Annotated in this window: 14 protein-coding genes; 7 read left to right on the top strand and 7 right to left on the bottom strand. The window is 65.1% G+C overall.

What is annotated here, in order from left to right:
• Positions 1-3: 3 nt before the first annotated feature.
• The 3 genes from LT988_RS06540 to LT988_RS06530 are packed head-to-tail and all read right to left on the bottom strand — an operon-like array spanning position 4 to position 4,179.
• The gene (locus tag LT988_RS06540) at positions 4-843 is read right to left on the bottom strand and encodes an HAD-IIB family hydrolase (RefSeq protein WP_232409407.1); all 840 of its coding nucleotides are present in this window, start codon (positions 841-843) and stop codon (positions 4-6) included.
• The gene (locus tag LT988_RS06535) at positions 840-2,996 is read right to left on the bottom strand and encodes an HAD-IIB family hydrolase (RefSeq protein WP_232409406.1); all 2,157 of its coding nucleotides are present in this window, start codon (positions 2,994-2,996) and stop codon (positions 840-842) included. Before LT988_RS06535 ends, LT988_RS06540 begins: the two co-directional genes overlap by 4 nt.
• Before the next feature lie 37 nt (positions 2,997-3,033).
• Entirely contained in the window at positions 3,034-4,179 is a 1,146-nt protein-coding gene (locus tag LT988_RS06530) for an SPOR domain-containing protein (protein ID WP_232409405.1), read from the bottom strand.
• A 239-nt stretch (positions 4,180-4,418) separates the two neighbouring features.
• On the opposite strand from LT988_RS06530, the gene LT988_RS06525 reads away from it, so the two are divergent.
• Positions 4,419-4,925 (top strand): low molecular weight protein-tyrosine-phosphatase, encoded by a 507-nt coding sequence (locus LT988_RS06525; RefSeq protein ID WP_232409404.1) that lies wholly within the window; start codon positions 4,419-4,421, stop codon positions 4,923-4,925.
• An 82-nt stretch (positions 4,926-5,007) separates the two neighbouring features.
• Here LT988_RS06525 and LT988_RS06520 read toward each other — a convergent pair whose 3' ends face one another.
• The 4 genes from LT988_RS06520 to rne form a co-directional block, all read right to left on the bottom strand.
• Positions 5,008-5,745: a polysaccharide deacetylase family protein gene (locus tag LT988_RS06520; protein WP_232409403.1), complete on the bottom strand. Its 738-nt coding sequence runs from the start codon at positions 5,743-5,745 to the stop codon at positions 5,008-5,010.
• Complete coding sequence (locus tag LT988_RS06515) at positions 5,732-6,853, bottom strand: glycosyltransferase (protein WP_232409402.1); 1,122 nt, start codon at positions 6,851-6,853, stop codon at positions 5,732-5,734. Before LT988_RS06515 ends, LT988_RS06520 begins: the two co-directional genes overlap by 14 nt.
• A 7-nt stretch (positions 6,854-6,860) precedes the next feature.
• Positions 6,861-8,141, bottom strand: coding sequence for a sulfotransferase (locus LT988_RS06510; RefSeq protein WP_232409401.1), 1,281 nt, complete (start codon positions 8,139-8,141; stop codon positions 6,861-6,863).
• Positions 8,142-8,226: 85 nt separating this feature from the next.
• A complete protein-coding gene (gene rne / locus LT988_RS06505; RefSeq protein ID WP_232409400.1) occupies positions 8,227-11,469 on the bottom strand; it encodes a ribonuclease E in 3,243 nt (1,080 codons plus the stop codon).
• Between the two features lie 772 nt (positions 11,470-12,241).
• On the opposite strand from rne, the gene LT988_RS06500 reads away from it, so the two are divergent.
• The 6 genes from LT988_RS06500 to LT988_RS06475 all read left to right on the top strand — a co-directional run bounded on the left by LT988_RS06500 (position 12,242) and on the right by LT988_RS06475 (position 21,049).
• A complete protein-coding gene (locus LT988_RS06500; protein WP_232409399.1) occupies positions 12,242-13,237 on the top strand; it encodes an RluA family pseudouridine synthase in 996 nt (331 codons plus the stop codon).
• Positions 13,234-13,917: an HAD-IA family hydrolase gene (locus LT988_RS06495; RefSeq protein WP_232409398.1), complete on the top strand. Its 684-nt coding sequence runs from the start codon at positions 13,234-13,236 to the stop codon at positions 13,915-13,917. The genes LT988_RS06500 and LT988_RS06495 overlap by 4 nt, the downstream gene beginning before the upstream one ends.
• A 237-nt stretch (positions 13,918-14,154) precedes the next feature.
• The gene (locus LT988_RS06490) at positions 14,155-15,159 is read left to right on the top strand and encodes a S49 family peptidase (protein ID WP_232409397.1); all 1,005 of its coding nucleotides are present in this window, start codon (positions 14,155-14,157) and stop codon (positions 15,157-15,159) included.
• 135 nt (positions 15,160-15,294) lie between these two features.
• Positions 15,295-17,307, top strand: coding sequence for a response regulator (locus tag LT988_RS06485; RefSeq protein WP_232409396.1), 2,013 nt, complete (start codon positions 15,295-15,297; stop codon positions 17,305-17,307).
• Between the two features lie 152 nt (positions 17,308-17,459).
• Positions 17,460-19,277 (top strand): alkaline phosphatase PhoX, encoded by a 1,818-nt coding sequence (locus LT988_RS06480; protein ID WP_232409395.1) that lies wholly within the window; start codon positions 17,460-17,462, stop codon positions 19,275-19,277.
• An 83-nt stretch (positions 19,278-19,360) separates the two neighbouring features.
• Positions 19,361-21,049, top strand: coding sequence for a hypothetical protein (locus LT988_RS06475; protein ID WP_232409394.1), 1,689 nt, complete (start codon positions 19,361-19,363; stop codon positions 21,047-21,049).
• Positions 21,050-21,198: the final 149 nt, after the last annotated feature.

The raw sequence follows: 21,198 nt of genomic DNA, 5'->3' as shown, positions 1-21,198 counted from the left end.
CTCCTATCTCGTCGGTTCGGTCGCGAGATCCGGCCGAAAATGGGCAATACCTTCGAGGATACCCGCGCTGTAGTTTCCGTTCATCCCGGACCAGCCACCCTGTGCGCAGTAGAGACGCTCCGACTGTCCGTTGGCTGCTGCAAGGCGCAGCGCCTGCTCCCGCACCTCGGGGTGACCGTTGGCGACCAGCACCGAAGGAATCGGGCTGACCAAGACCTCGAGGTCGTTGCCACTGTCGCCGGCAAAGACGGTCGTCGTCTCGTCGTGACCGAGGCGGCGCATCAAAAAGTCCACGGCGTGATATTTGGTCGCCCCTGCGGGCAGCACGTCCAGCAATCCGATGTCTGCCGCCTCGTCGATGCTCCAGATCAGGCTGGCGTTCACCCCCAGCGAGACCAGGCGGGCTTCCAGCTCGGACTTAAGCGCACCGCTGTCGGTGTCGGCAGGGGCATAGTAGCTGAGCTTGAAGGGCGCCTGCTTCTCCGGCTCCTGAAGCCGCATGATCTCGAGATCGGCGAAGCGCTCGGCGAGTCGATCGCGACCGACGCCGCCCCAGTCGCGACCGATCTCCTCGTGCCAGTCCGCGAACGGCTCCCAGTCGCTCGCCGTGACCCTGAAGATGCTGGTCCCGACGTCGCCGATGACCGTATCGGGAACGGGCAGGTCGTACTCGGCGATCGCCTCGCGCACCAGTGCTTGATGGCGGCCCGTGACGTACACGAGCGTCACCTCCGGTCGCGACACGAAGCGCCGAAAGCGCGGGCGTGCGTCGAGCGACTCGGGCTCTGCGCCGTTGGGGATGAGGGTGCGGTCGAGATCCGTGCAGAGCAACAGTGGCTTCATGACGCAATACCTGATGTATTCGCAGCCGTCTCGGGCACACGACAACTCGCGAAGAAGTCGTAGTGATCGATGGCTTCCAGGATGCCCAACGCGTGGGCCTCTCGGGCGAAATAGATGTTGTCCATCTCCACGAGCCGCGAAAGCTCCTCATGGTGACGGTTCGCGACCACGACCGCGAGCGTGTTGCCGCGCATCATGTCTTCGTCCGCACCCGAGCCTCCGGCGACGAGGATGTGCTCGAGCGGGATCCCGAAGCGATGGGCCACATACCGCAGCGCCTGCCCTTTGCTGGCGCGGATCGGCACGACGTCGAGGAACTGCCCGAAGGCGTGAATGACGTTCACCGTCAGCTCGCGGGTGCGCAGCAGGGTGGTGATCTCCTCGACCGGCGGGGCCACGTTTGGGTCGTAGTGGTAGGAGATTTTGAAGCGACTCTGCTCGGTCCTGCGTTGGGGAACGAGACCCGGCACATCCTCCAGGGCGCGGCGGACCACCCGAGGATTCCACAGATGGTCCGCATGGTCGCTCCAGAAGTCGTCGACGACCAGGGCGGCACTGTAATGGATCTCGGTCCCGAGGCTGGTGATCATCACGTCGGGAATCGGGATGCCGTGGCGCTTGAGCTCGATGAGGAGTGTGTCGAGTCGGCGGCCGGTCGCGATCCCGAAATTCGCGCAGCGCTTGTTGGCCCGCATCATCTCGATGAACAGCCGCACCCCCTCGCTATTGCCGAGCAGGCTCTGATCCAGGTCGGTGAAGAGGGCGCGGTCTCGGTAGATAAGCCGCCGGCGTAAGGGCGGCGTGGCCGGAATCGGCTCGGCCCGCTTCGTGAGCGGGGCGATCCGTTCGCGGTACGTCTCGGCGTGGGCCTTCCAGGAGTAGCGGTCGCGCACGGCGGTCAGACCGTTTTGGATGAGCTCGCGGCGGAAGCCATCGTCGCTCAGGATGCGAATCAGGGCGTCGGCCATGGCCTGGCGATCCAAGGGGTCGATCAAGAGACCGTTCTTGCAGTTGCCGATGATGTCCACAGGCCCGCCGTTCTCGGTAGCGACCAGCGGCAGTCCGCTTGCGGCAGCCTCCAAGAGGGTCAGTCCGAAAGGCTCGGTCAGGGCCGGATTGATGAAGACGCCGCCGGAACGAGCGACAAGACGATAGATCTCGGGCACCTCCTCGGAGCGATGATGCTTGGGGGCTGCGACCTTGCCGTAGAGGTCGTAGGCGTCGATGGTCAGCAGGACGTCGGTCAGAACGGTCCGCGCGCCCTCGTCGAGGTCGCGAATATCGTCCCGGTTCCCCGCGATGATGAGGAGATTGGCGAGCGCCTGAAGCTGGGTCGATTCGCCGTAGGCTTCGAGCAGCGCGACGATATTCTTGCGGTGATCGGCGCGGGATAGCGCCAAGATCAAAGGCTTGTCGGGCGCGTCGAGGAAGCGGTCCACGTCTGCGGCGAAACCGATCGGCGGATCAACCTGCGTAGGCGGATGAAACTGGACCAAGTCCGTACCCGGCGGGATGACGACCATACGCTCGGGTTGGTAGTAGTCGTAGAGGGCGTACTGCTCTTCGATCTCGTTGTAGGTGCTGGTGATCACGAGCTCCGCCGTGCCCAGGACGCTTTCCTCGGCATCGATCCGACGCACCATGTTGTAGCGTGCGTCGATCTGCTCGCCGTCGAGCCCGGCAGCAAGCAAGCGCTGGCGTTTGTCGCGCCCCAATGAATGACCCGTGTGGACCAGGGGAATGCCTGCCAGATTGGAGAGCCGGACGCCGACGTATCCGGCGTCCGCATAGTGGCTATGGATAATCCCCGGCCACCGACCTTCGTCGTGCAGGAAGGCGGTGAGGTTGTCCACGAAGCCGTCGAGATGATCCCAGAGCTGTTCCTTAGGGATGTAGCCCTCGGGTCCGGCGTCGATCCTGACGATGCGCGCCTTCTCGCTCAGCACCTCTGTGGGTTCGGCATAATCCGGGCTGACGGCCGGATCAACCACGCGGCGAGTGACCAGGTCGACGCGGGAGACATCGTCTCGCTCGGCCAGTGCACGGGCGAGATCGACGACGTATTTCGTCTGGCCTCCGGTGTCCGCGTCGCGACCCAGCTCGAGGTCGTGTCCGCGAATCAGGCCATGAATGCTGAGCAACAAAACGTACATGCGTACCACCCGTTGGAAGCGGTCTGGCCGAAAGCGGCTACCGCACGATGTCGAGAACTCCGAGCCTGGTCTCGGGCGGAAAATTTCGGATCCAGGTGTCGAGTATCGCCAGCTGAGTCGGCAGCGTGTCGATCGCGGCAGATGCGTCGGAATAGTCCGCATAGAGGCCGTGAATCAGGACGAACCAAGGCCGGCCCTGGTAGCTCTCTTCGCGGAAGTAGACGCGGGACGGCAGCGCTTCGCGGCGCGCGAAATCGAGCAGATCGTCGAGCGAATAAAATCCGATCAGTTGCAGGGCGAATGGCGTATTCCCGACCATCACCGACTCCTCGGCGATGCGGGTCGAGACCGACTGCGCCGTTTCTGCGTCGGTCTCGAGGGTCCGAGCGGTCGACGCCATATCTTCCGGAGGGGCATCCTCGGCGCGAGGGAGCGGGTCTCCGGTCGGTTGGAGGTCGGTTGCCGGGCTGGGTTCGGGTGGTGCCTCGGGTACGGGCTCGGTCACTCCAGCGGCAAGGTCCGCGGATGCCGGGGGCGTTTCCGGTGGCGACTCGGCAAGCTCGTCGCGGAGCGTTGTCGAAGCCGCGATTGACTCCGGAACCGCGGGCACGGTCGGTGCCGACGCATCTTCTGCCGGCTTGCCCTGAATCTCCTCCGCGGCGATCGCCGGGCTGTCTTCGGTTGGCTCGGTCGGTGCCGTCTCAACGGTTGGAGGCTGCGGGCCAATGCTCTCGGATCGCAGCGGCAAGGACTCCGACATGGCTGCAACCGATGCACGCAGACTGTCCAAGCTCTCCTGGAGGGCCGCATCCTGAGTCGCGACGGCAGCGAGCTGCTCGTAATCGACACGCAACCGGGCGACGTCGTCCAGCAGTGCGCGGCGCGCCGAATCCAGTTGGCCGTAGGTCAAGAACAAGGCACCACCCATTATCGCGGCGACCAAGAGGAGCGCTCCGGCGAAGACCGATGCCTGATGCTTGAGTCTGGCGTCGATGTCTTCGCGATGTGTCTGCCACGCGCGCTGCAGCCGATTCGTCGTCAGGCGCCGGTCGTCGTCGACATCCGCGATTCGCGTCACAAGCGAGCTCTCTGCCGCTTGAAACTCAAGCCGATGGCGCGCCAACGCGTCGGCCAGCGAGACGATCTGATCGGCCAAAGCGGCCGTGTCTGGCGTGTTCTCCATGGGAGCCGAGTCCTTCAGTGAAAGCGATGCTCGAGTTGACCTGCGGCCTCGATCTCACGCCGCCGGGGCCCGGACGCGGCAGCGCCTTGCGCAGGATCGGCAATGCACCGAAATGTTCGTGTGAGGCCGGTCGATACCGAGCGCGGGTAGGTTTTTCGCCGCAGCTTGCTTTCCGAAAATCCCGTGCGCGCTCGGTATATCATACCAGCCATGATCGATTTCGTCGGGCCGAGACCATCATGAGTGAATCGAAACAGACTGAGTCGCAGAAGGTCAGGGTGCTTTTCGTGTGCATGGGCAATATCTGTCGCTCTCCGACGGCGCACGGCGTCTTTCGGAAGCTGGTCGTCGAGCGCGGCCTGTCGCATTGCGTGGAGATCGATTCCGCCGGCACACACGCCTATCACGTCGGCGAGCCGCCCGATCGGCGGGCGCGTGCGACAGCGCTCGAGCGCGGAATCGATATCGGCGATCTGCGTGCCCGGCTCGCCGAGCGCTCCGATTTCGAGTCCTTCGACTATGTGTTGGCGATGGATCGAGACAACTACCGCATCCTATCGGGTTTTTGCCCCGCGGGGATGGAGTCCAAGCTGCGGCTCTTTATGGAGTTCGCGCCCGATCTCGGGGTCCGGGACGTACCCGATCCCTACTATGGCGGGGCAGGCGGTTTCGATCAGGTCTTCGATCTGGTCGAGGCGGCGTCTCAAGGCCTTCTGGAAGACCTGCTGCAGCGGCATCTGCGTTAAGCCGCGTTCTTCGGGCCAGGCCTGCGTGGTCGGTATCGGAGGGAGATACCGAGCACATCAAGGGCATCCAAGGCGACGCGGTTTAGGCCGCACCGATCTCCGAGTAGCCGGCGTGACAGCGAAAGCGGCGAAGATCCCGACGCAGATCCTCGGCGAGGCGCAGGTCGAGATCGTGGGGGTGGATCCCGATGCGGATCCAGCCCCGCTGGGCCGCACGCCGACGATTGAGTCGGTTCCAGGCCCGGATGGCGACCGTGCGCACCCCGGTATCCGCCTCGTAGCCGGTGAGCGGGACCGGATGCATCCGTCCGGTTTGGGCCGACAGAACGCCGCTGAATAACTCGTAGCGTGTGAACGGCAGTGTTGCGAGCGTCGAGCGCGGGATGGGTCCCATCGCCCAAGCCGGGGGGCAATAGAGTGCCGGGGCGCCGAGTCCCTGGTCGACGAACCAGGCGTGACAGCGTGCGATCAGGCGATGGATGCCCACCCGGTCGAGTGCAAGGTGCTCGGCGACGTTCCGCGAGATGAGACGCGAATGCATGCGGTGTGCTAATCCGGTGATGCGCTCGACGCGGTGGAGCCAGCCGTGGCCGGCAAGCTCGCAGCCCCTCGCTCGGAATCGGTCCAGCCGCTCGATACCCTCGCTGCTCCAGCCGGCGCCGGGAACCACCAGCAGCGTGACAGGAGCGATCCCTTCTTCATTGAGCACGGACAGGATGCGATCCACTTGCGGCAGGGTCTCGGGCATGACGTCGTGCACCGAAACCAGCGCGCGGATGTGGCCGCCGTTCGAGCTGTTTGCGGGCTTAGTGTTCGGCATCGACCGAATCCGCATAGTCACCCGACAAGACCGCGAGCCAATGTTGCAGGTTGCGATGGTTGATGTCCCGGGCCCCTTCGCGTCCCAGGCGCGCCTTGCGCTCGCGAATCGCAGGGTCCAGGTCGCGCAGCCGCGCCAAAGCGTCGGCGAGGTGCTCGCCCTCGTGGATCCGGAAGATGCCCCGGCTCAGGACATCCCAGCTCAGGATTCCGCAGGCCGAGGAGACCAACACCGGGCGTGCCCGCGCCATCGCCTCGAGCGCAATGGTCCCGAACGACTCGACCGTCGAGGGCAGGATCAAGGCGTCCATCTCGTCGATAAGGGCCATGATCCGACTGCGGCGCACCCAGCCCGAGAGTCTTAGGTTGGGCAACCCGCGGCACTGCTCCTCGACCCACGCACGCATGGGACCGTCTCCGACGATCAGGAACTCGATGTCCGGGAGTCGACGCGCTGCGGTGACGATGGCGTCCAGGTTCTTTTCAGGCGCCAGACGCCCGGCGAAAAGGACGCGAGTCACGTTTCGGCGCGCCGGCACCGGCTGAAAATCGAGAAACCGCTGCGGGATCGGGGTCGCCATGAGGCTGACGCGGCGCGCACCGATCGATCGCGCAATCGCCATCATCTCGGACGAGTTTGCCAAGACGAGATCACTCTTGCCGAAAAGGAGCCGATGACAGGCGCCGAGGTATCCGTTGGCGATGCGGGCGCCGATACCCCAGTTCTGGAACAGCGTCGTCAGGGCTTCGAAGTGGGTATGGAATCCGACCACCAGCGCAGCCCCGTTGCGCTCGGCCAGATGCATCCCGAGCATTCCGAATGGTCCGGGAGTCGGCACGATGACGACAGTCGGGCGGAGGCGATCGAGGCGCCTGCTCACGAACCAAGGTGAGGGCAGGACGATCTTCTGGGTGGGGTCGCCGGGTAGCGGGAGCGTCAAGCCGCCATACCAGGATCCCGCGCGGCAGCGAGGGGCGACCAAGTCCACTCGAACCCCTGCGGCCCTGAGATGGTCGGCGAGGTCGCGGTAATAGGCGCCGACACCGTTGCGCTCGGGTGCGGCGTCGGACACGATGGCAACGCGCAGCTCGGCGGCACGCGGAGGCATGAGCGTCCTAGCAGGAGTCTCCGCAGTGGATCGGTTCAGCATGGCGCACGGGTGTCCTGGTTGAGGATGAGCCCATGGGGTCGTCGCCGGGCGTTGCGCCCGACTGCATCGGCGATGCATCCGCTGTAGTCCGTGCCGCGCGAGCGGCGAGACGCGCGAAGACGGGTCCCAGATCGCGATCGATGTCCCCTCGAAAGAGTCCGAACTGCTCCAGGCTATAGGCGTGGGCGCTTCGGTAAGTTCCGGACTCGCTCGCGTGTCGTGCGAGTGCGCCGCGGAGCTTTTCGTTCGCCGGTAGCCCGAGCTGCGCGTAGATGATCAGCATCAGACGCGCGGGAGCCGACTGCAATGCGCGCATGGTAACCCATACGCAGCGCTCGTCGGGTTGTTCTCCCAGCGCGCGTTCCAGATTCTTGTAATAGAAGCCCAGTTGGTTGGTCAAGCGTTCGCGGAAATCGGGGCACGCCGACAAGACATCGAAGAAGTTGATTCCGGCCTCGAGCGAGCTCAGCTGAGACGGCAGCGTGGCGTGCGGCTCGCGCAGACAGACGACGAAGCGCGCGTCGGGGAAGCGCGCGGCGAGGCTGCCGGCTAGAGGGGCGAAGGCGGCGTTCTTCGACAACAGCCGCTTCTCGGGGCCGTGGACGAAGAGATGTCGCTGCAGGCACCGATGATAGAAGTCCATCAGTCGTGCGCGCCGGGCCTCCGGCATGTCCCGGTCGAACAGGCCAATTTGCCATAAGAGATCCGACTGCGGAAAGGGAATGACCAGGATGAAGCACGCCAGCGCCGGCATGAGCGCGAAGTAGTCTTCCTCCGGGTCGCTCAGACGCATAGCGTGGACCGCATCGAGGCCCTTGAAGGCGTGTCTCTCGATCCAGTCGAGCATCCGCCCGAGCGGGCGGCCGATGCGCGCATCGATGCGACCGAGGCCGAGCCAGAAACGTCGTTGCGTGACCGATGGGGCGAACAGGCATTCCCAGGTCGAAAAGGTGGTCAAGGCGGTGTCGTTCGCGGTGAGACGATGGAGGTAGGTGGTCCCGCTGCGTGGGACCCCGAGTACGAACAAAGGCTCGCGAATTTCGACACGGCGATAGCCGCGGTAGAAGATCTCGTCGAGGAGAAAACCGATCCAGTGGATCCCCTGGACAAGCGCGAAGAGCGGGATAAATCCACTCATCACCAGCATGCGTTTGGCGCTTGGCCGGGGACGACCCGGACTCGGTATGAATGTCCGGTAGGTCAGGATGAGCAGGTTGGTGAGGCTCTCGAAGAACAGAGTGAGCATGGCGATACCGATGAGCCGAATCCTGCCTTTTCGGATTCGGTTGGTTCGCGCCGAGCATCGACACGAATCAACCGCCGTCGTGCGTTTAGGCCCCGCCTTTGGGATCGCTCGGGTCGGAGGCCGGGGAGGGCGCTTGGACAGCAGGTGTCGGCGGCGCGGTGACCGGTTCCGAAGCACCGGGATCAGGCCTCTGCGTTGCCCGTCCGTCGGGGTCTGTCGAGGTGCTGGTGCTGTCCGCATGGGGCCCTTCGGCTTCGCGATGGCCGGCATCGGGGGCGGTCGCGCGATCGGTTGGCGTCCGAGATTGGACCGGCTCGGCGACCGGCTCCGGGCGGTGCATCATGGCGGGCGGCTCGTTCTTGGGTGGCTCATGCGCAATCGGCGCAGTCGCCTCTCTTGCCGGGGTATCGTGCGTGCTCGATGCGGACGGCTCGCTCGCCGGGGTCTCCTGCTTCATCGGTGCGCTACGCTCATTCCCCATCGACTCATCGGTGCCCGATCCAGCCGCTTGTGGTTCCACGCGAGTGCTGTCGCCCTGCGCGGGGACTGTGCTGTGCCGGACCCTTGGCTCGGATCGGTGCTCGCGCGGTTTCGAGACCGGCTCGATGGACCCCTCGCGTGCGGCCTGGTGATCCTGCGATGCGTCGCTCGCTGGGTCCGAGGCCGGTTGCCCTTCCGAAGCGCCGTCGGCGCTGCCCGAATCGGCTCCGGTGCCCTCTTTGGTTTCTGCGCCGGCCGAAGAGCGTCGGCGGTTGCGGCCGCCGCGGCGTCGGCGCGAGGATCGCGGCCGCTCGCCGGCCGGCGTGGTGTTGCCGTCCCGTTGCTGGTCGGCTCCCGCATCGGCGGGTTCATTCGACGCGGTGTCCACCCGCTCGGGTTGATCGGCGAGGCGGGGCTCCTCGGTCCGTTCCGTCGGGCGTCGGCGGTCGTTTGATTCCGTCGATGGTCTCACGGCTTCACCCGGCTCGGCAGCAAGCTGTTCCGCGGCGGGTTGAGATGCCGGTTCGGGTCGCGGGGTGTTTCCGACCGGCGTGACCATCAGCGGATGATCCTCCGGTCGTGTCCCGCGCGACGCCGTGGCTGCGCGATCCTCGGGCCTCGGCGTAGCCTCCTCGCCACGGCGTTCGTTCTGCTCGCCGGGTCCCTCGTCGCCGCGCGAGTCTTGATCGCGCGGGTTCTCGCCGCTCAAGCGGGCGGCTTCGCTTGAACCGGAGCCACGGCGCCCGCGTCCGCGCGAACCGCCGCGGCGCGAGCGCGTCTCGGCGCTGCGGCGGGCTTGCGCTTGCTCGTCGTTCTCGGATCGCGTCGCGCCTGCTGCAGGGGTATCCTCGCTGGTTTGAGTGCCTTCGCCGCGGCCGCGACTCGGTTCAGGTCGTGTCTGCTGATCCTGTGCCGGTCGACCGGATCGCCCCTGGTCCGGGCGGCTGCGTTCGCCCGATGATTCGTCGCGGCGTCCCTGCGTCGGTCTGGCCTGGCTACGACGCTCACCGGAATGGGCGCTCTGTCGCGGCGGCTGCGTGCGCGGTGCCGTCTCCCGTGCGATAGGTTCGGCCGCGGCGGGCCTGCGGCCTGCGGCGGCTGCCGCTTCGGGCTGGCGCGGCGCAAAAAGACCGGTCCAAATGCGTTTGAGCAGGCTTTCGGGCTCGCCGCGTTCCACTTCCTGCTGCACCGGCGTCTCGGGTTGCGGCGTCGGTGTCCAGCGTTGCGGGGCCGGTGTTGCGGGCGAGACCTGTTTGACCGCCGGCTCCTCCGCCTGAACCGGCTGACCGAGTTTGGCGTACAAGGGCGCCGCCTTGGTCTCAGGCAGCGCGGTCAGCTCGTAGCTCGACTGATCCGGAACGAGTTTCCCCGCGTCTTGGGCGCGGACGCGCTCGATCTGATACTCCGGCGTTTCCAATGCTTCGTTGGGCAGCAAGAGGACTTCGACGCCCTGGCGCTGCTCGATCTCGAGGATGCCGCGGCGCTTCTCGTTGAGCAGGAAGGTCGCGACGCTGACCGGCAGCTGGGCGACGATGCGGTGGGTGTTCTCCTTCATCGCCTCTTCTTCGACGATGCGCAGGATCGAGAGCGCGAGCGATTCGACCCCGCGAATGGTTCCCTGGCCCTTGCAGCGCGGGCAGACCTGCTGGCTTGATTCCCCGAGCGAGGGGCGCAGGCGCTGGCGCGACATCTCCAGCAGACCGAAGCGGGAAATGCGCGCAACCTGCACCCTTGCACGGTCGTGTTTGAGCGCGTCGCGCAGACGATTCTCGACCTCGCGCTGGTTCTTCGGAGGCGTCATGTCGATGAAGTCGATGACGAAGAGCCCGCCGAGGTCGCGCAGGCGCAGCTGGCGGGCGATCTCGTCGGCGGCCTCCAAATTGGTGTTGAGCGCGGTTTCCTCGATGTCCGCGCCCTTGGTCGCGCGCGCCGAGTTGATGTCCACCGAGGTCAGCGCCTCGGTGTGGTCGATCACGATCGATCCGCCCGAGGGCAGGCGCACCTCGCGCTGGAAGGCCGACTCGATCTGGCTCTCGATCTGGTAGCGCGTGAAGAGCGGGACCTCGTCCTGGTAGAGCTTGAGCTTCTTCAGATTGCTCGGCATCACCTGGCGGATGAAGCTCTCGGCACGCTCGAAGACGGCCTTGTTGTCGATCAGGATCTCGCCGATGTCCACGCGCAGATAGTCGCGGATCGAGCGGATGATGACGTCGCTCTCTTGATAGATGAGGAAGGGTGCCTTGCGGTCCTGCGCCGAGGTCTCGATCGCCTTCCAGAGCTGGAGCAGATAGTCCAGATCCCACTGGAGCTCCTCCACATTCTTGCCCACACCCGCGGTGCGCACGATCAGGCCCATGTCCTCCGGGATCTCGAGCTGACTCATGGCATCGCGCAGCTCGCTGCGGTCCTGGCCCTCGATGCGTCGCGACACGCCACCGGCGCGCGGGTTGTTGGGCATCAAGACCAGATATCGGCCGGCCAGCGAGATGAATGTCGTGAGCGCCGCGCCTTTGTTGCCGCGCTCTTCTTTGTCGATCTGGACGACGACCTCGCGGCCTTCGCGCACCGACTCCTTGATGCTGACGCGCGAGCCGGCTTTGACGCTGTCGGGCTCGAAGTAAGCCCGGGCGATCTCTTTGAGGGGGAGGAAGCCGTGCCGATCGGCACCGTAGTCGACAAAAGCCGCCTCGAGACTGGGCTCGACGCGGGTGATGATGCCTTTGTAGATGTTGGCCTTTTTCTGCTCTCGGCCGGGGGATTCGATATCGAGGTTATAGAGCTGTTGACCGTCGACGGTCGCAACACGCAACTCTTCGGGCTGAGTTGCGTTGATCAGCATGCGTTTCATAGGGTTATATTCCGCACCACGACGCGTCTCCCGTTTCGGGGACTGCTCGCCGCGCACCCGGCAAACGTGCGGGCGGCTCGGCGTGTCGCCGTCGCGCCGACGAATCGGCGCGACGGCTTCGGCAGCGTCCGTTCAGCCGGGCTGGGCTCTTCGGCCGACCCGGACGGGCACGCGCGTAGTCAGTAGTGTTGTGTCGTCGACGAGCGCCCATTCGGGCACTCGCACCTGATCGGCCCGCCCGGTTGGAGGGGTCGATCTCGGGAGCGGCGAGGTCGGCGCCGGCTGCGCTGGTCTGCCGTCGTGCAGGGCGCGCGGCGCTCACAGGGTGTAGAATGCGCGGTCACTCGACGAAACGAGTCCGCGACACCACTCGAGATCCCGCACATCGGCCTGCTCGGACATCGGATGCCGGCATAAGGGTCAGGGCCTTCCGAGCGGATTTGGCTCCGCTCGCTCCGGTATCGTGACCGACCCTTGGCTGCGCTCGCCGCTCCGGGAAAAATCGCGTTTCCGCTGGCCAGCGCAAGCGCCCAAGTGTATCAGTAAACCTTATTTAGCATCAATTAAGCCACCCAGGCAGGCGCCATCCTTCGTGAATCGACCTCATTCCCGTGCCGCTCGCCGCCCGAGTAAGCAGGCCGCCCCCCGCGCATCAGGGGGGCGAGACGCCTCTCCGGGCCGCCCGCTTTCCGACCGCGTCGGCCCCGGGCCGACCGGCTCCAAGCGCGCTGGCCCCGGACGCACGGAGCCTCAGCGCTTCGGCGCGAAGCCCGTGGTTGCCGAGCGTTCGCGCCCCGAGCCTGCGTTACCGCGGGAGGATTCGGCCGTACGCGTGCTCTGCGTCGATGCCGAGTCCGACGGGCAACGTATCGACAACTTTCTCCTGCGCCATCTCAAGGGTGTGCCGCGCAGCCATCTCTATCGGGTCATGCGTCGCGGCGAGGTCCGCGTCAACAAGGGTCGGGTCAAGGCCAGCCATCGGCTGCGTAAGGGCGATCTGGTGCGCATTCCGCCAATGCGCACGGCCCTCGCGGAGACGCCTGTCAGGGTGCCGGCTTCGCGTCTCGCCCCGCTCGCGGAGGCCATACTCTACGAGGACGAACGCCTTCTGGTCATCGACAAGCCCGCCGGTCTGGCCGTGCACGGCGGCAGCGGTTTGAGCTACGGTCTGATCGAGTCCCTGCGCGAGCTGCGGCCCGGTCGCGAGCTGGAGCTGGTGCACCGCCTGGATCGCGATACCTCCGGCTGTCTCGTCATCAGCAAGCGTCGCAGTGCGCTGCGCGAGCTCCACGAGCTGATCCGCGAAGGCGGTATGGACAAGCGCTATCTGGCACTGATCGTCGGGGAGCTGGAGCGGGCGAAGGTCGGCGTGGATGCGCCGCTGAAGAAAAATGTGCTGCAAGGCGGCGAGCGGATGGTCCAGGTCGATCCGGACGACGGGAAACCGGCACGCACGGTGTTTCGACGTTTGGGTCGGTTCCGTTCCGAGTCGGGCGTGCTCACCCTTGTCGAGGTCGAGCTGATCACCGGGCGCACGCATCAGATTCGCGTCCATGCCGCACATCTGGGAACCCCCTTGGCAGGCGATCCCAAATACGGCGACGAGATCGCGAATCGCGCACTCAAGACTCAAGGTTTGTCGCGCTTGTTTTTACATGCTTCCGCCTTGAGCTTTCAGCTCCCGAGCGCCGATCGGCCAAACCGGGTCGAGGCGCCGCTGCCCGATGACCTCGAGCGCTTCCTTTCTGCACTGGAGCCCGCCGCGTGACCTTCGACTTGATCGTGTTCGACTGGGACGGAACCCTCATGGATTCCGAGGCACGCATCGTCAATTGTCTCCAGGCGGCCTTCGGCGATCTCGGCCTGCCGCCGCCGGGGCGCGAGGCCGCACGCGATGTGATCGGCCTGGGCCTGGACGAGGCCCTCCTGCGGTTGCATCCCGGGGCGGATCCGCAGACCGTTCGAGACTTAGTCACCGGCTATCGCCGCTATTATCTCGAGATCGACCCGACGCCCTCCGTGCTCTTCGCCGGGGCACGCGAGACCTTGAATCAGCTGGCAGACGAAGGTTACCGCTTGGCCGTCGCCACCGGGAAGGGGCGTGTCGGACTCGACAAGGCCCTCGCCGATACCGGCTTGGGTGCGCTCTTTCACGCGACCCGTTGCGCCGACGAGACCTTCTCCAAGCCCAACCCGCAGATGCTGCTCGAGCTGATGGACGAGCTCGGCGCCGATGCCTCCGCGACGTTGATGATCGGCGACACCGAGTACGACATGCAGATGGCCGTGAATGCACGCACCAAGGCGCTTGCCGTGTCCTACGGTGTCCATCCGGTCGAGCGACTAATGCCGCACGCCCCGTTGGACTGCATCCATGATATCTCGGCGCTGCCTGCATGGCTAAACGCTCACGGCATGCGCAGTGTCGAGACTGCAGCAGCTCGCTGACCCAGCCTGATGTCGCCGAGGCTGAACGCCTAAACCGCGTCCTGAGCGAGATGCTCGTTTTAGAGTGAGCTCGACGCTTGGTGCAGCCACGCCCCTTAGCGGAAACGCGGTTTAAAATGATATATTTTTTAATCCCTTAAACCGCGCAAACTCCAGCGGTCGTCAGGTCTGCCGAGGCCGATCCCATCCACAAACATTGCAGACCGCGCCGAGCGCGGTTTAACCCGGGAGTGACCCATGAATTGGAAGTTTTGGACCAAGCGCCGCGACGAGATGCCGTCGACCGACGCGCCCGATTGGGAGCGCGCCCTGATCAACAAGCTTGCGCTTGAGCACCTGCGCGAGCAGAAGCGCAGCCGCCGTTGGGGCATCTTCTTCAAGACCCTGATTCTGGTCTATTTGATCGCACTGGTGGTGGCCGCCTACTCGCAGGATCTGATCGAGCGTCTCTCGCCGAGCGAGGAGCATACGGCCGTGATCGACATCAAGGGTGTCATCGCGCCCGAGGCCGACGCGAGCGCCGATCGGGTGATCACGGCCCTGCGCGACGCCTTCGAGGCCGACCAGGTTAAGGGCATTATCCTGCGCATCAACAGCCCCGGCGGCAGCCCGGTCCAGGCCGGCTACATCAACGACGAGATCAAGCGGCTCAAGGCCAAGTACAAGGAGGACAACGACAAGGAGATGCCCGTCTATGCAGTGGCGACCGACATCTGCGCCTCGGGCGGCTATTACATCGCCGTTGCCGCCGATTCAATCTATGCCGACAAGGCCAGTCTGGTCGGCTCCATCGGCGTGCGCATCGGCAGCTTCGGTCTGAACGAGGCGATCAAGGAGATCGGGATCGAGCGGCGTCTGCTGACCGCCGGGGAGAACAAGGGGATCCTCGACCCCTTCTCTCCGCTGCCGCCGGATCAACGGGCCTTTATCCAAACCGTTCTCGATAACCTGCACAACCAGTTTATCGCAGAGGTCAAGGCCGGCCGCGGCGATCGGTTGAAGGGCGGCGAGGAGATCTTCAGCGGGCTCTTCTGGAGCGGCCAGGAGGCGGTCGCTCTGGGCTTGGTCGACGACCTCGGCAGCTCCAGCTCGGTTGCGCGCGACGTGATCGGTGCGGAGACGCTGGTCGACTACACGAAGAAGCGCGATCTTTTCGAGAGCTTCTCGCGACGGATCGGCGCGAGCTTTGCGGCCGGACTGGTCGAGGCGCTCGGCGGTGCTGCACCGCGCATCACCTATTGACGCCAGTCCCGCGGGCTCGGGAGTTGTTCACGTAACGTGCTCGGTTTATCCTCGGCGCCGATGACCTCGGGCCGAGCGCGCCGCGTCGGCATGCGCCTTCGAGGTCTCGGCCCACTCTGGACGAGACCGATCACCATGAATCAGACAATCGCCGATGTCGGATCCGCGCCCGCGATCCATCTCCTGACCCGCAATGCGGATTTGACAACGCCGCTCCGGACGCTCTTGCTCGCGCAGGGGGTCATGCTCGAAACCTTTGAAACGCCGGAGCAGTTGGTCGGCGCGGAGCCGAGCTCCCGTGCGCTCTTGCTCGTCCATCTCGATGCGCTCCCCGATGCGGACACGCTCGGCGGACTCGTCGCGCAACTGCAGCAGCGCGACAAGAAACCGACCCCGCTGGTCTGCCTGGCCTCCGGGAGCGACATCCGATCCCGACTTGCCGCAATGCGCGCAGGCGCCACAGACTACCTGAAGATGCCGATAGAGGTCGAAGAGCTGAGCGATCGGCTTCTGGATCTGGCCGGCACGCAGGCGGTTGTTCCCGATCGTGTACTCGTGGTCGACGATCAGCCCGTCGCCGCGCTCTTCGCCGCCCGCGTGCTCGAGTCGGCCGGCATGCTCGCCGAGCGGGTCTGCGATCCTTTGGCGGTGCTCGACGCGCTCGACGGGTTCGTTCCTGATCTCGTCCTGATGGATTTGCACATGCCCGGCGCGAGCGGCATCGAGCTGACCCGCATCATCCGCGAGCAAGACCGCTTCGCCGATCTGCCGATCGTCTTTCTCTCCGCCGAACTGGACGCCGAGCAACAGATGGCGGCGCTGCGCGTCGGGGGCGATGACTTCCTCGCCAAGCCGGTCGCTCCGGATCATCTCGTCGCCTGCGTCAAGCAGCGTTTGGCCCGCGCACGCGAGCGCGCACGCCGCCAGGCTGGTCCGGATGCCGTCGATGTGCTCACGGGTCTTGCGAGTCTCGGGCGTCTCCTGGGGCGGCTCGGCCAGTTGATTGGCCGGGGCGGGGCGGGCGCGGATCGACGCGCGCTCGTCGTACTCGATCTTGCGGGCGATGAGGCCGCGCTGATTCGCCTTGCCGTCGTGGTTGCCGAGTCCTGTAGCGCCTCCGATCTGGCCGCGCGCGTCGGCGAGCGCAGCTTGGCCGTCCTGATCCGACGCGACGCCGCCGCAAGCCTTGCAGGCGCAGGCGGGCACCTCGCGGAGACACTGTCTCGGGCCGGCTTCGCATCCGATCCCGGCCCCGCCGTCGGAATCGGGTGGTGCGCCCTGGCGAGCAGCGGCGGGGACGCCGTCACCTTGATGTCGCGTGCAGCCAAGGCGGCGCGCTCGGCCCGGAAGGCAGGCGATGGTCTCCCCGTGGGCTACGGTTGCGACCCGGTGCCGACTCGTCCGTCCGACCGAGACGCCGTGTCGACGGCCATCTTGGCCGAGCGGCTGCAACTCCTCTTCGAGCCCGTTGTCTCCCTGAGCTCGGCACCGAGCGCACGTTACGAAGTCTCGCCTCGCTTGGCCACACCGGACGGCGAGCTGCTGTCGCCGGTCGACTTCATGCCGACGGTGCAGCGCTGCGGACTGGTCGAGCGACTGGACGGTTGGCTCCTGTGCACCGGTTTGGATGCCATCGCGGCCTGTCGAGATGCGGGCCAGCCGGCACAGCTTTTCCTGTACCAATCGATGGTCGGCGCGGGGCGCGGGGATTGGGTCGACCAGGTTCGCGAAGAGATCAACCGGCGCGATCTTTTTCGTTTGCGGCCCGTCATCCAGTTTCAAGTCGACGAAGCGGCGGCCGACCTGGGTCTCGCAGCCGACCGTGTCGCTCGATTGGCACGACTCGGCATCCCGGTCTGCCTAAACGGTGTCGATGGCGGCGACGCCTCGGAGCGGGTGCTTGCGAGCGTCCCGGCCGCCTTCGCGCGTCTCGGGCGCGCACTGGTCCAGTCGCTCGACCCTGCGCCCCTGGCCGAGCTTGCCGCGCGTCTGCGCGAACGGCGCCTTGCCGTGATCGCCGCCGGGGTCGATGCGCCCGAGACCATCGCACGCCTGTGCCGCGCCGGTGTCGATCTCCTACAAGGCCCCTTCGTCCAGCCCCCGAGCCCCGTCATGGACTACGACTTCAGCGGCGTCGATCCGAACTGATCGCGGCTCGAAAGCCTTGATCGGGTCCGAGCCGTCCCTTCACTCCGCAACCGCATGGCAAACGAATGGTCACCGAGCCGACACGACCGTCCGATAGGCTGGTCGGGCGAGTGTTCAACCAATCGATACCTAACCCGACGGAGGAAGACGCGATGCGTCCAACCAAGATAAGCGTCGCCGTGAGCTTGTTGCTCGGCACCACGGCGGCATCCCTTGCCTCGGCAGGGACGGTGGAGTTTCTGGAAGCGCCCGTGCCGCGGACCGACGCCGAAAAGCGGGCGATCCTGACTTCGGAGTACGCCATACTCGACGGAGTCCGGATCCCAATGCCCTATCGGACGATTCTCCGTTCCGGCGATACCGGGACGAATGATCCGGCGGGAGGGATCTTCGGGCAGCTCATCGACATCAACGGCAACCCGCTGCTGGCCGAAGATGGCTCCTCCTACATCTCGAGCGACAACGATTTCTCGTCGTTGCTTCCGGGCGAGCAGGACATCGTCTACATGGTGTCGCACTTCGAGTCTCGCCCCGGCGGGCTTTACTTGACCGAGATGCGTCAGAGTCCACTGAACGGCATCCTCACCGCCGAACGCACCCGCCCGCTGGATCTCTCCGACGTCAACGGCGGCTGGGTGCACTGTGCCGGCAGCGTGACACCCTGGGGAACCCATCTGGGCTCCGAAGAATACGAGCCCGATGCCAAGCAGTGGCGCGACGGCACCATCAGTGACTACAACGCGGCCATGGCGAGCTACTTCAACGCCTCGCCGAGCGACGCCGGGACGGTCATGAACCCCTACGACTACGGCTACCCGGTCGAGGTGAAGGTCGAAAGCTTCGAGAGCGCGACGGTCCGCAAGCAATACGCGATGGGTCGTGTTGCGCTGGAGCTCGCCTACGTGATGCCGGACAGAAAGACCGTCTATCTCTCGGACGACGGAACGAACGTAGGCCTCTACCGGTTCGTGGCATCGATTCCGGGCAACCTCGGCGCAGGCACGCTCTGGGGTGCGCAGTGGAAGGCCGTCGGACCTCAGCAGGGCGTGGGCAACGCAAAGTTGAACTGGATCAATCTCGGCTATGCGACCGCCGAGCAGGTCAAGGAATGGATCGCCAGCTATCGCTTCGAAGATATCTTCGATGAAGTCGAGCCGGACGAGGGCAGCGGCTTCTGCCCGGATGGATTCACCTCCATCAACGCCGGGCACGAAGACGGCGATCATCAGTGCCTTAAGCTCAGAGACGTCAATCAAGACGGCGTGATCGGCTGGGACGACGAACTGATCGCGTCGCGCCTCGAGACTCGTCGCTGGGGCGCGATGCAGGGCATGACGACAGAGTTCCGGAAGATGGAAGGGATCACGTTCGATGCCGACCACAATCGACTCTACCTGGCGATGTCCGAGGTCGATCGAGGCATGCTCGATTTCGGTCGAGTCGGTCGCGACGGCGTCTACGATAAATACGACATCGGCGGTCCCAATCACATCGCGCTCCCGTCCGGCAACGTCTGCGGGGCCGTCTACGCACTCGACCTGGACAGCAACTACACGGCCTGGAATATTTGGGGGCTGGTGCAAGGCACGCCGATGACGACGGACTACGGTGCGAGCGCGGAGTCGCCCGATTATGACGGCATCAACAAGTGCGACGTCGAGGGCATCGCCAATCCCGACAACATCACCTATGTGCCGACTTACGACACCTTGATCATTGGTGAAGACACGGGCAGCGGGCATCAGAACGACATGGTTTGGGCCTATAACCTGACGTCTCGCGAGCTGACCCGGATCCAGACCACGCCTTACGGCTCGGAGACCACCTCGCCGTACCTCTATCCCAACATCAATGGCTTCGCCTATCTGATGTCGGTCATTCAGCATCCTTACGGAGAGTCGGACAGCGACAAGCTCGAGGATCCGGCGGACGCGCGCGGCTACACGGGTTACTTCGTATTTCCGCGGTAACCAATCGCGGTAACCCATGGGTCTCGGCGGGCGCTCGATTCGAAGCCCCGCCGTGACCGCGCAGCATCCTTCGGAGCGAGACGATGATCATTCGATACGGCATGCTGCTGTGTGCTGCAGTGGTCGGCACTGCCGTCGCCGGCGGTGGATCGGAGCCCCTGCCATTAAAGGCGCGGATCCTGTCGAACGAGACAGCCCATATACCCGCTCAGTGCTACACCAAGACCGAGGATGTACTCGGGGGAGCGCACAACCCTTGCTATGCATGCCACACACCATCCGATACCCCGAACTACCTCAATGACGGGGATCTTCAGCTCGCCTACGATTTTCCTCTGCCTGCCGAGCGCAATCCCTGGCGAAATCTCTTCGAGGATCGCAGGGAAGCCGTCCAGGCGATCAGCGACGAGGAGATCCTGGCCTACATTCGGCGCAGCAACTATCTCGACGACGACGGCAACATCATTCCCGCGGCGACCCTCGCTTCGGTGCCGCCGGATTGGGATTACGACGACAACGGCCAATGGGAGGGTTTCGTCCCGGATGCCTATTTCCGGTTCGATGCCGAGGGATTCGATCGCGCACCCGACGGCACCTTGACCGGCTGGCGTGCCTTTGCCTACTCCCCGTTCCTCGGGAGCTTCTGGCCGACCAACGGCTCGACCGATGATGTGCTGATCCGTTTGCCCGAGCCGTTCCGACGCAACACCGATGGAGCGTTGGACCTCGGCGTCTACAAGACCAATCTCGCGATCGTCGAGGCCTTGGTCCGAGAGGCCGACGTCCCTATCGATCCTGTAGACGAGATCGGCATCGGTGGCGTCGATCTCGACAAGAACGGCTCGCTCGGGGTTGCGCAAAAGGTCGTCTACGACTGGGCGCCGCTCGAAGGCCGCTCGATGTGGTATGTCGGACAGGCCTTGGCGGAGCAGCACTCCGGCCGGATCCATCTCGCCGCGCGTCTCTATCCGGAGGGCACCGAATTTCTCCATACGGTGCGGTATACCGAGACCGAGGGTCCGGTTGCATACGGAGAATCCGTGAAGATCGCCGACAACCGCCTCTCGGCGCGGATGAAGGAGGTCCGTTACGCCCGCAAGCGCTACTGGATGAGCTATGCCAGGCTCGAGAGCCGGATGGCTGGCGAGCTCAAAGAGAAGCATGACTTTCCGGATCGCATCCGCACTGTTCGCGGTAATCTCGAAGCCGGTGTCAGCAATGACCAGGGTTGGGTCTATGCCGCGATGATCGAGGATGCCGACGGTGCGCTGCGGCCGCAAAGCTACGAGGAGCTGGTGTTCTGTATCGGTTGCCACAGCGGGATCGGCGCCACCACGGATTCGAGCTTCGCCTTTCCGCGCAAGCTCGACGCGGACGGTTATCGAAGGGGCTGGTATCATTGGAGTCAGCGTGGTCTGCGTGGCCTGCCGGAACCGGTGCGTCGCGACGGCCTACCCGAGTACGCCTTTTACTTGGAAACCAACGGGGCAGGGGACGAGCTGCGCGAGAATGAAGAGGTGCGCGCGCGCTTCTTCACCGCGGAAGGGGACCTGATCCCCGAGCGTCTCGACGCGCTGCGGCAGGACATCGCCGAGCTGCTGTATGCCTCTCCCGAGCGCGCCTTGGCCCTCAACAAGGCCTACCGCGTGATCGTGAAGGAACAGGGCTTTGTCTTGGGGCGCGACGCAACCCTTGCGCCGTTCGGCAACGTCCACGAGGTCGTCGAGGGCGGCACGGCAACCGGTGTGCAAGAGGCGGTTTCCGGTCTCTGACCTGGATCCGTCGGCAGTCTTTGGAACGACTCGATGCCTGGCGCGATCCGGGCCCGGCACGTTGCTCCGGATCGGGAGGCCCAGGGACAAAGCCAGCGTCCTCGTGACGCAATGCCGGCGTCCAGTCATGTGCGACGCTGCGATGAGGA

The organism is Thiocapsa bogorovii (assembly GCF_021228795.1).
In the GTDB taxonomy this organism is placed as follows: domain Bacteria; phylum Pseudomonadota; class Gammaproteobacteria; order Chromatiales; family Chromatiaceae; genus Thiocapsa; species Thiocapsa bogorovii.
The sequence above is the reverse complement of the archived record's forward strand: the minus strand, read 5'-3'. Positions and strand labels throughout refer to the sequence as shown.

Excerpts from the sequence above, each read along its gene's own strand:
- LT988_RS06530 (WP_232409405.1), bottom strand. The coding sequence starts at position 4,179 with ATGGAGAACACGCCAGACACGGCCGCTTTGGCCGATCAGATCGTCTCG.
- LT988_RS06490 (WP_232409397.1), top strand. The coding sequence starts at position 14,155 with ATGAATTGGAAGTTTTGGACCAAGCGCCGCGACGAGATGCCGTCGACC.
- LT988_RS06475 (WP_232409394.1), top strand. The coding sequence starts at position 19,361 with ATGATCATTCGATACGGCATGCTGCTGTGTGCTGCAGTGGTCGGCACT.
- LT988_RS06510 (WP_232409401.1), bottom strand. The coding sequence starts at position 8,141 with ATGCTCACTCTGTTCTTCGAGAGCCTCACCAACCTGCTCATCCTGACC.
- rne (WP_232409400.1), bottom strand. The coding sequence starts at position 11,469 with ATGAAACGCATGCTGATCAACGCAACTCAGCCCGAAGAGTTGCGTGTT.
- LT988_RS06515 (WP_232409402.1), bottom strand. The coding sequence starts at position 6,853 with ATGCCTCCGCGTGCCGCCGAGCTGCGCGTTGCCATCGTGTCCGACGCC.
- LT988_RS06525 (WP_232409404.1), top strand. The coding sequence starts at position 4,419 with ATGAGTGAATCGAAACAGACTGAGTCGCAGAAGGTCAGGGTGCTTTTC.
- LT988_RS06535 (WP_232409406.1), bottom strand. The coding sequence starts at position 2,996 with ATGTACGTTTTGTTGCTCAGCATTCATGGCCTGATTCGCGGACACGAC.
- LT988_RS06520 (WP_232409403.1), bottom strand. The coding sequence starts at position 5,745 with ATGCCGAACACTAAGCCCGCAAACAGCTCGAACGGCGGCCACATCCGC.
- LT988_RS06480 (WP_232409395.1), top strand. The coding sequence starts at position 17,460 with ATGCGTCCAACCAAGATAAGCGTCGCCGTGAGCTTGTTGCTCGGCACC.
- LT988_RS06485 (WP_232409396.1), top strand. The coding sequence starts at position 15,295 with ATGAATCAGACAATCGCCGATGTCGGATCCGCGCCCGCGATCCATCTC.
- LT988_RS06540 (WP_232409407.1), bottom strand. The coding sequence starts at position 843 with ATGAAGCCACTGTTGCTCTGCACGGATCTCGACCGCACCCTCATCCCC.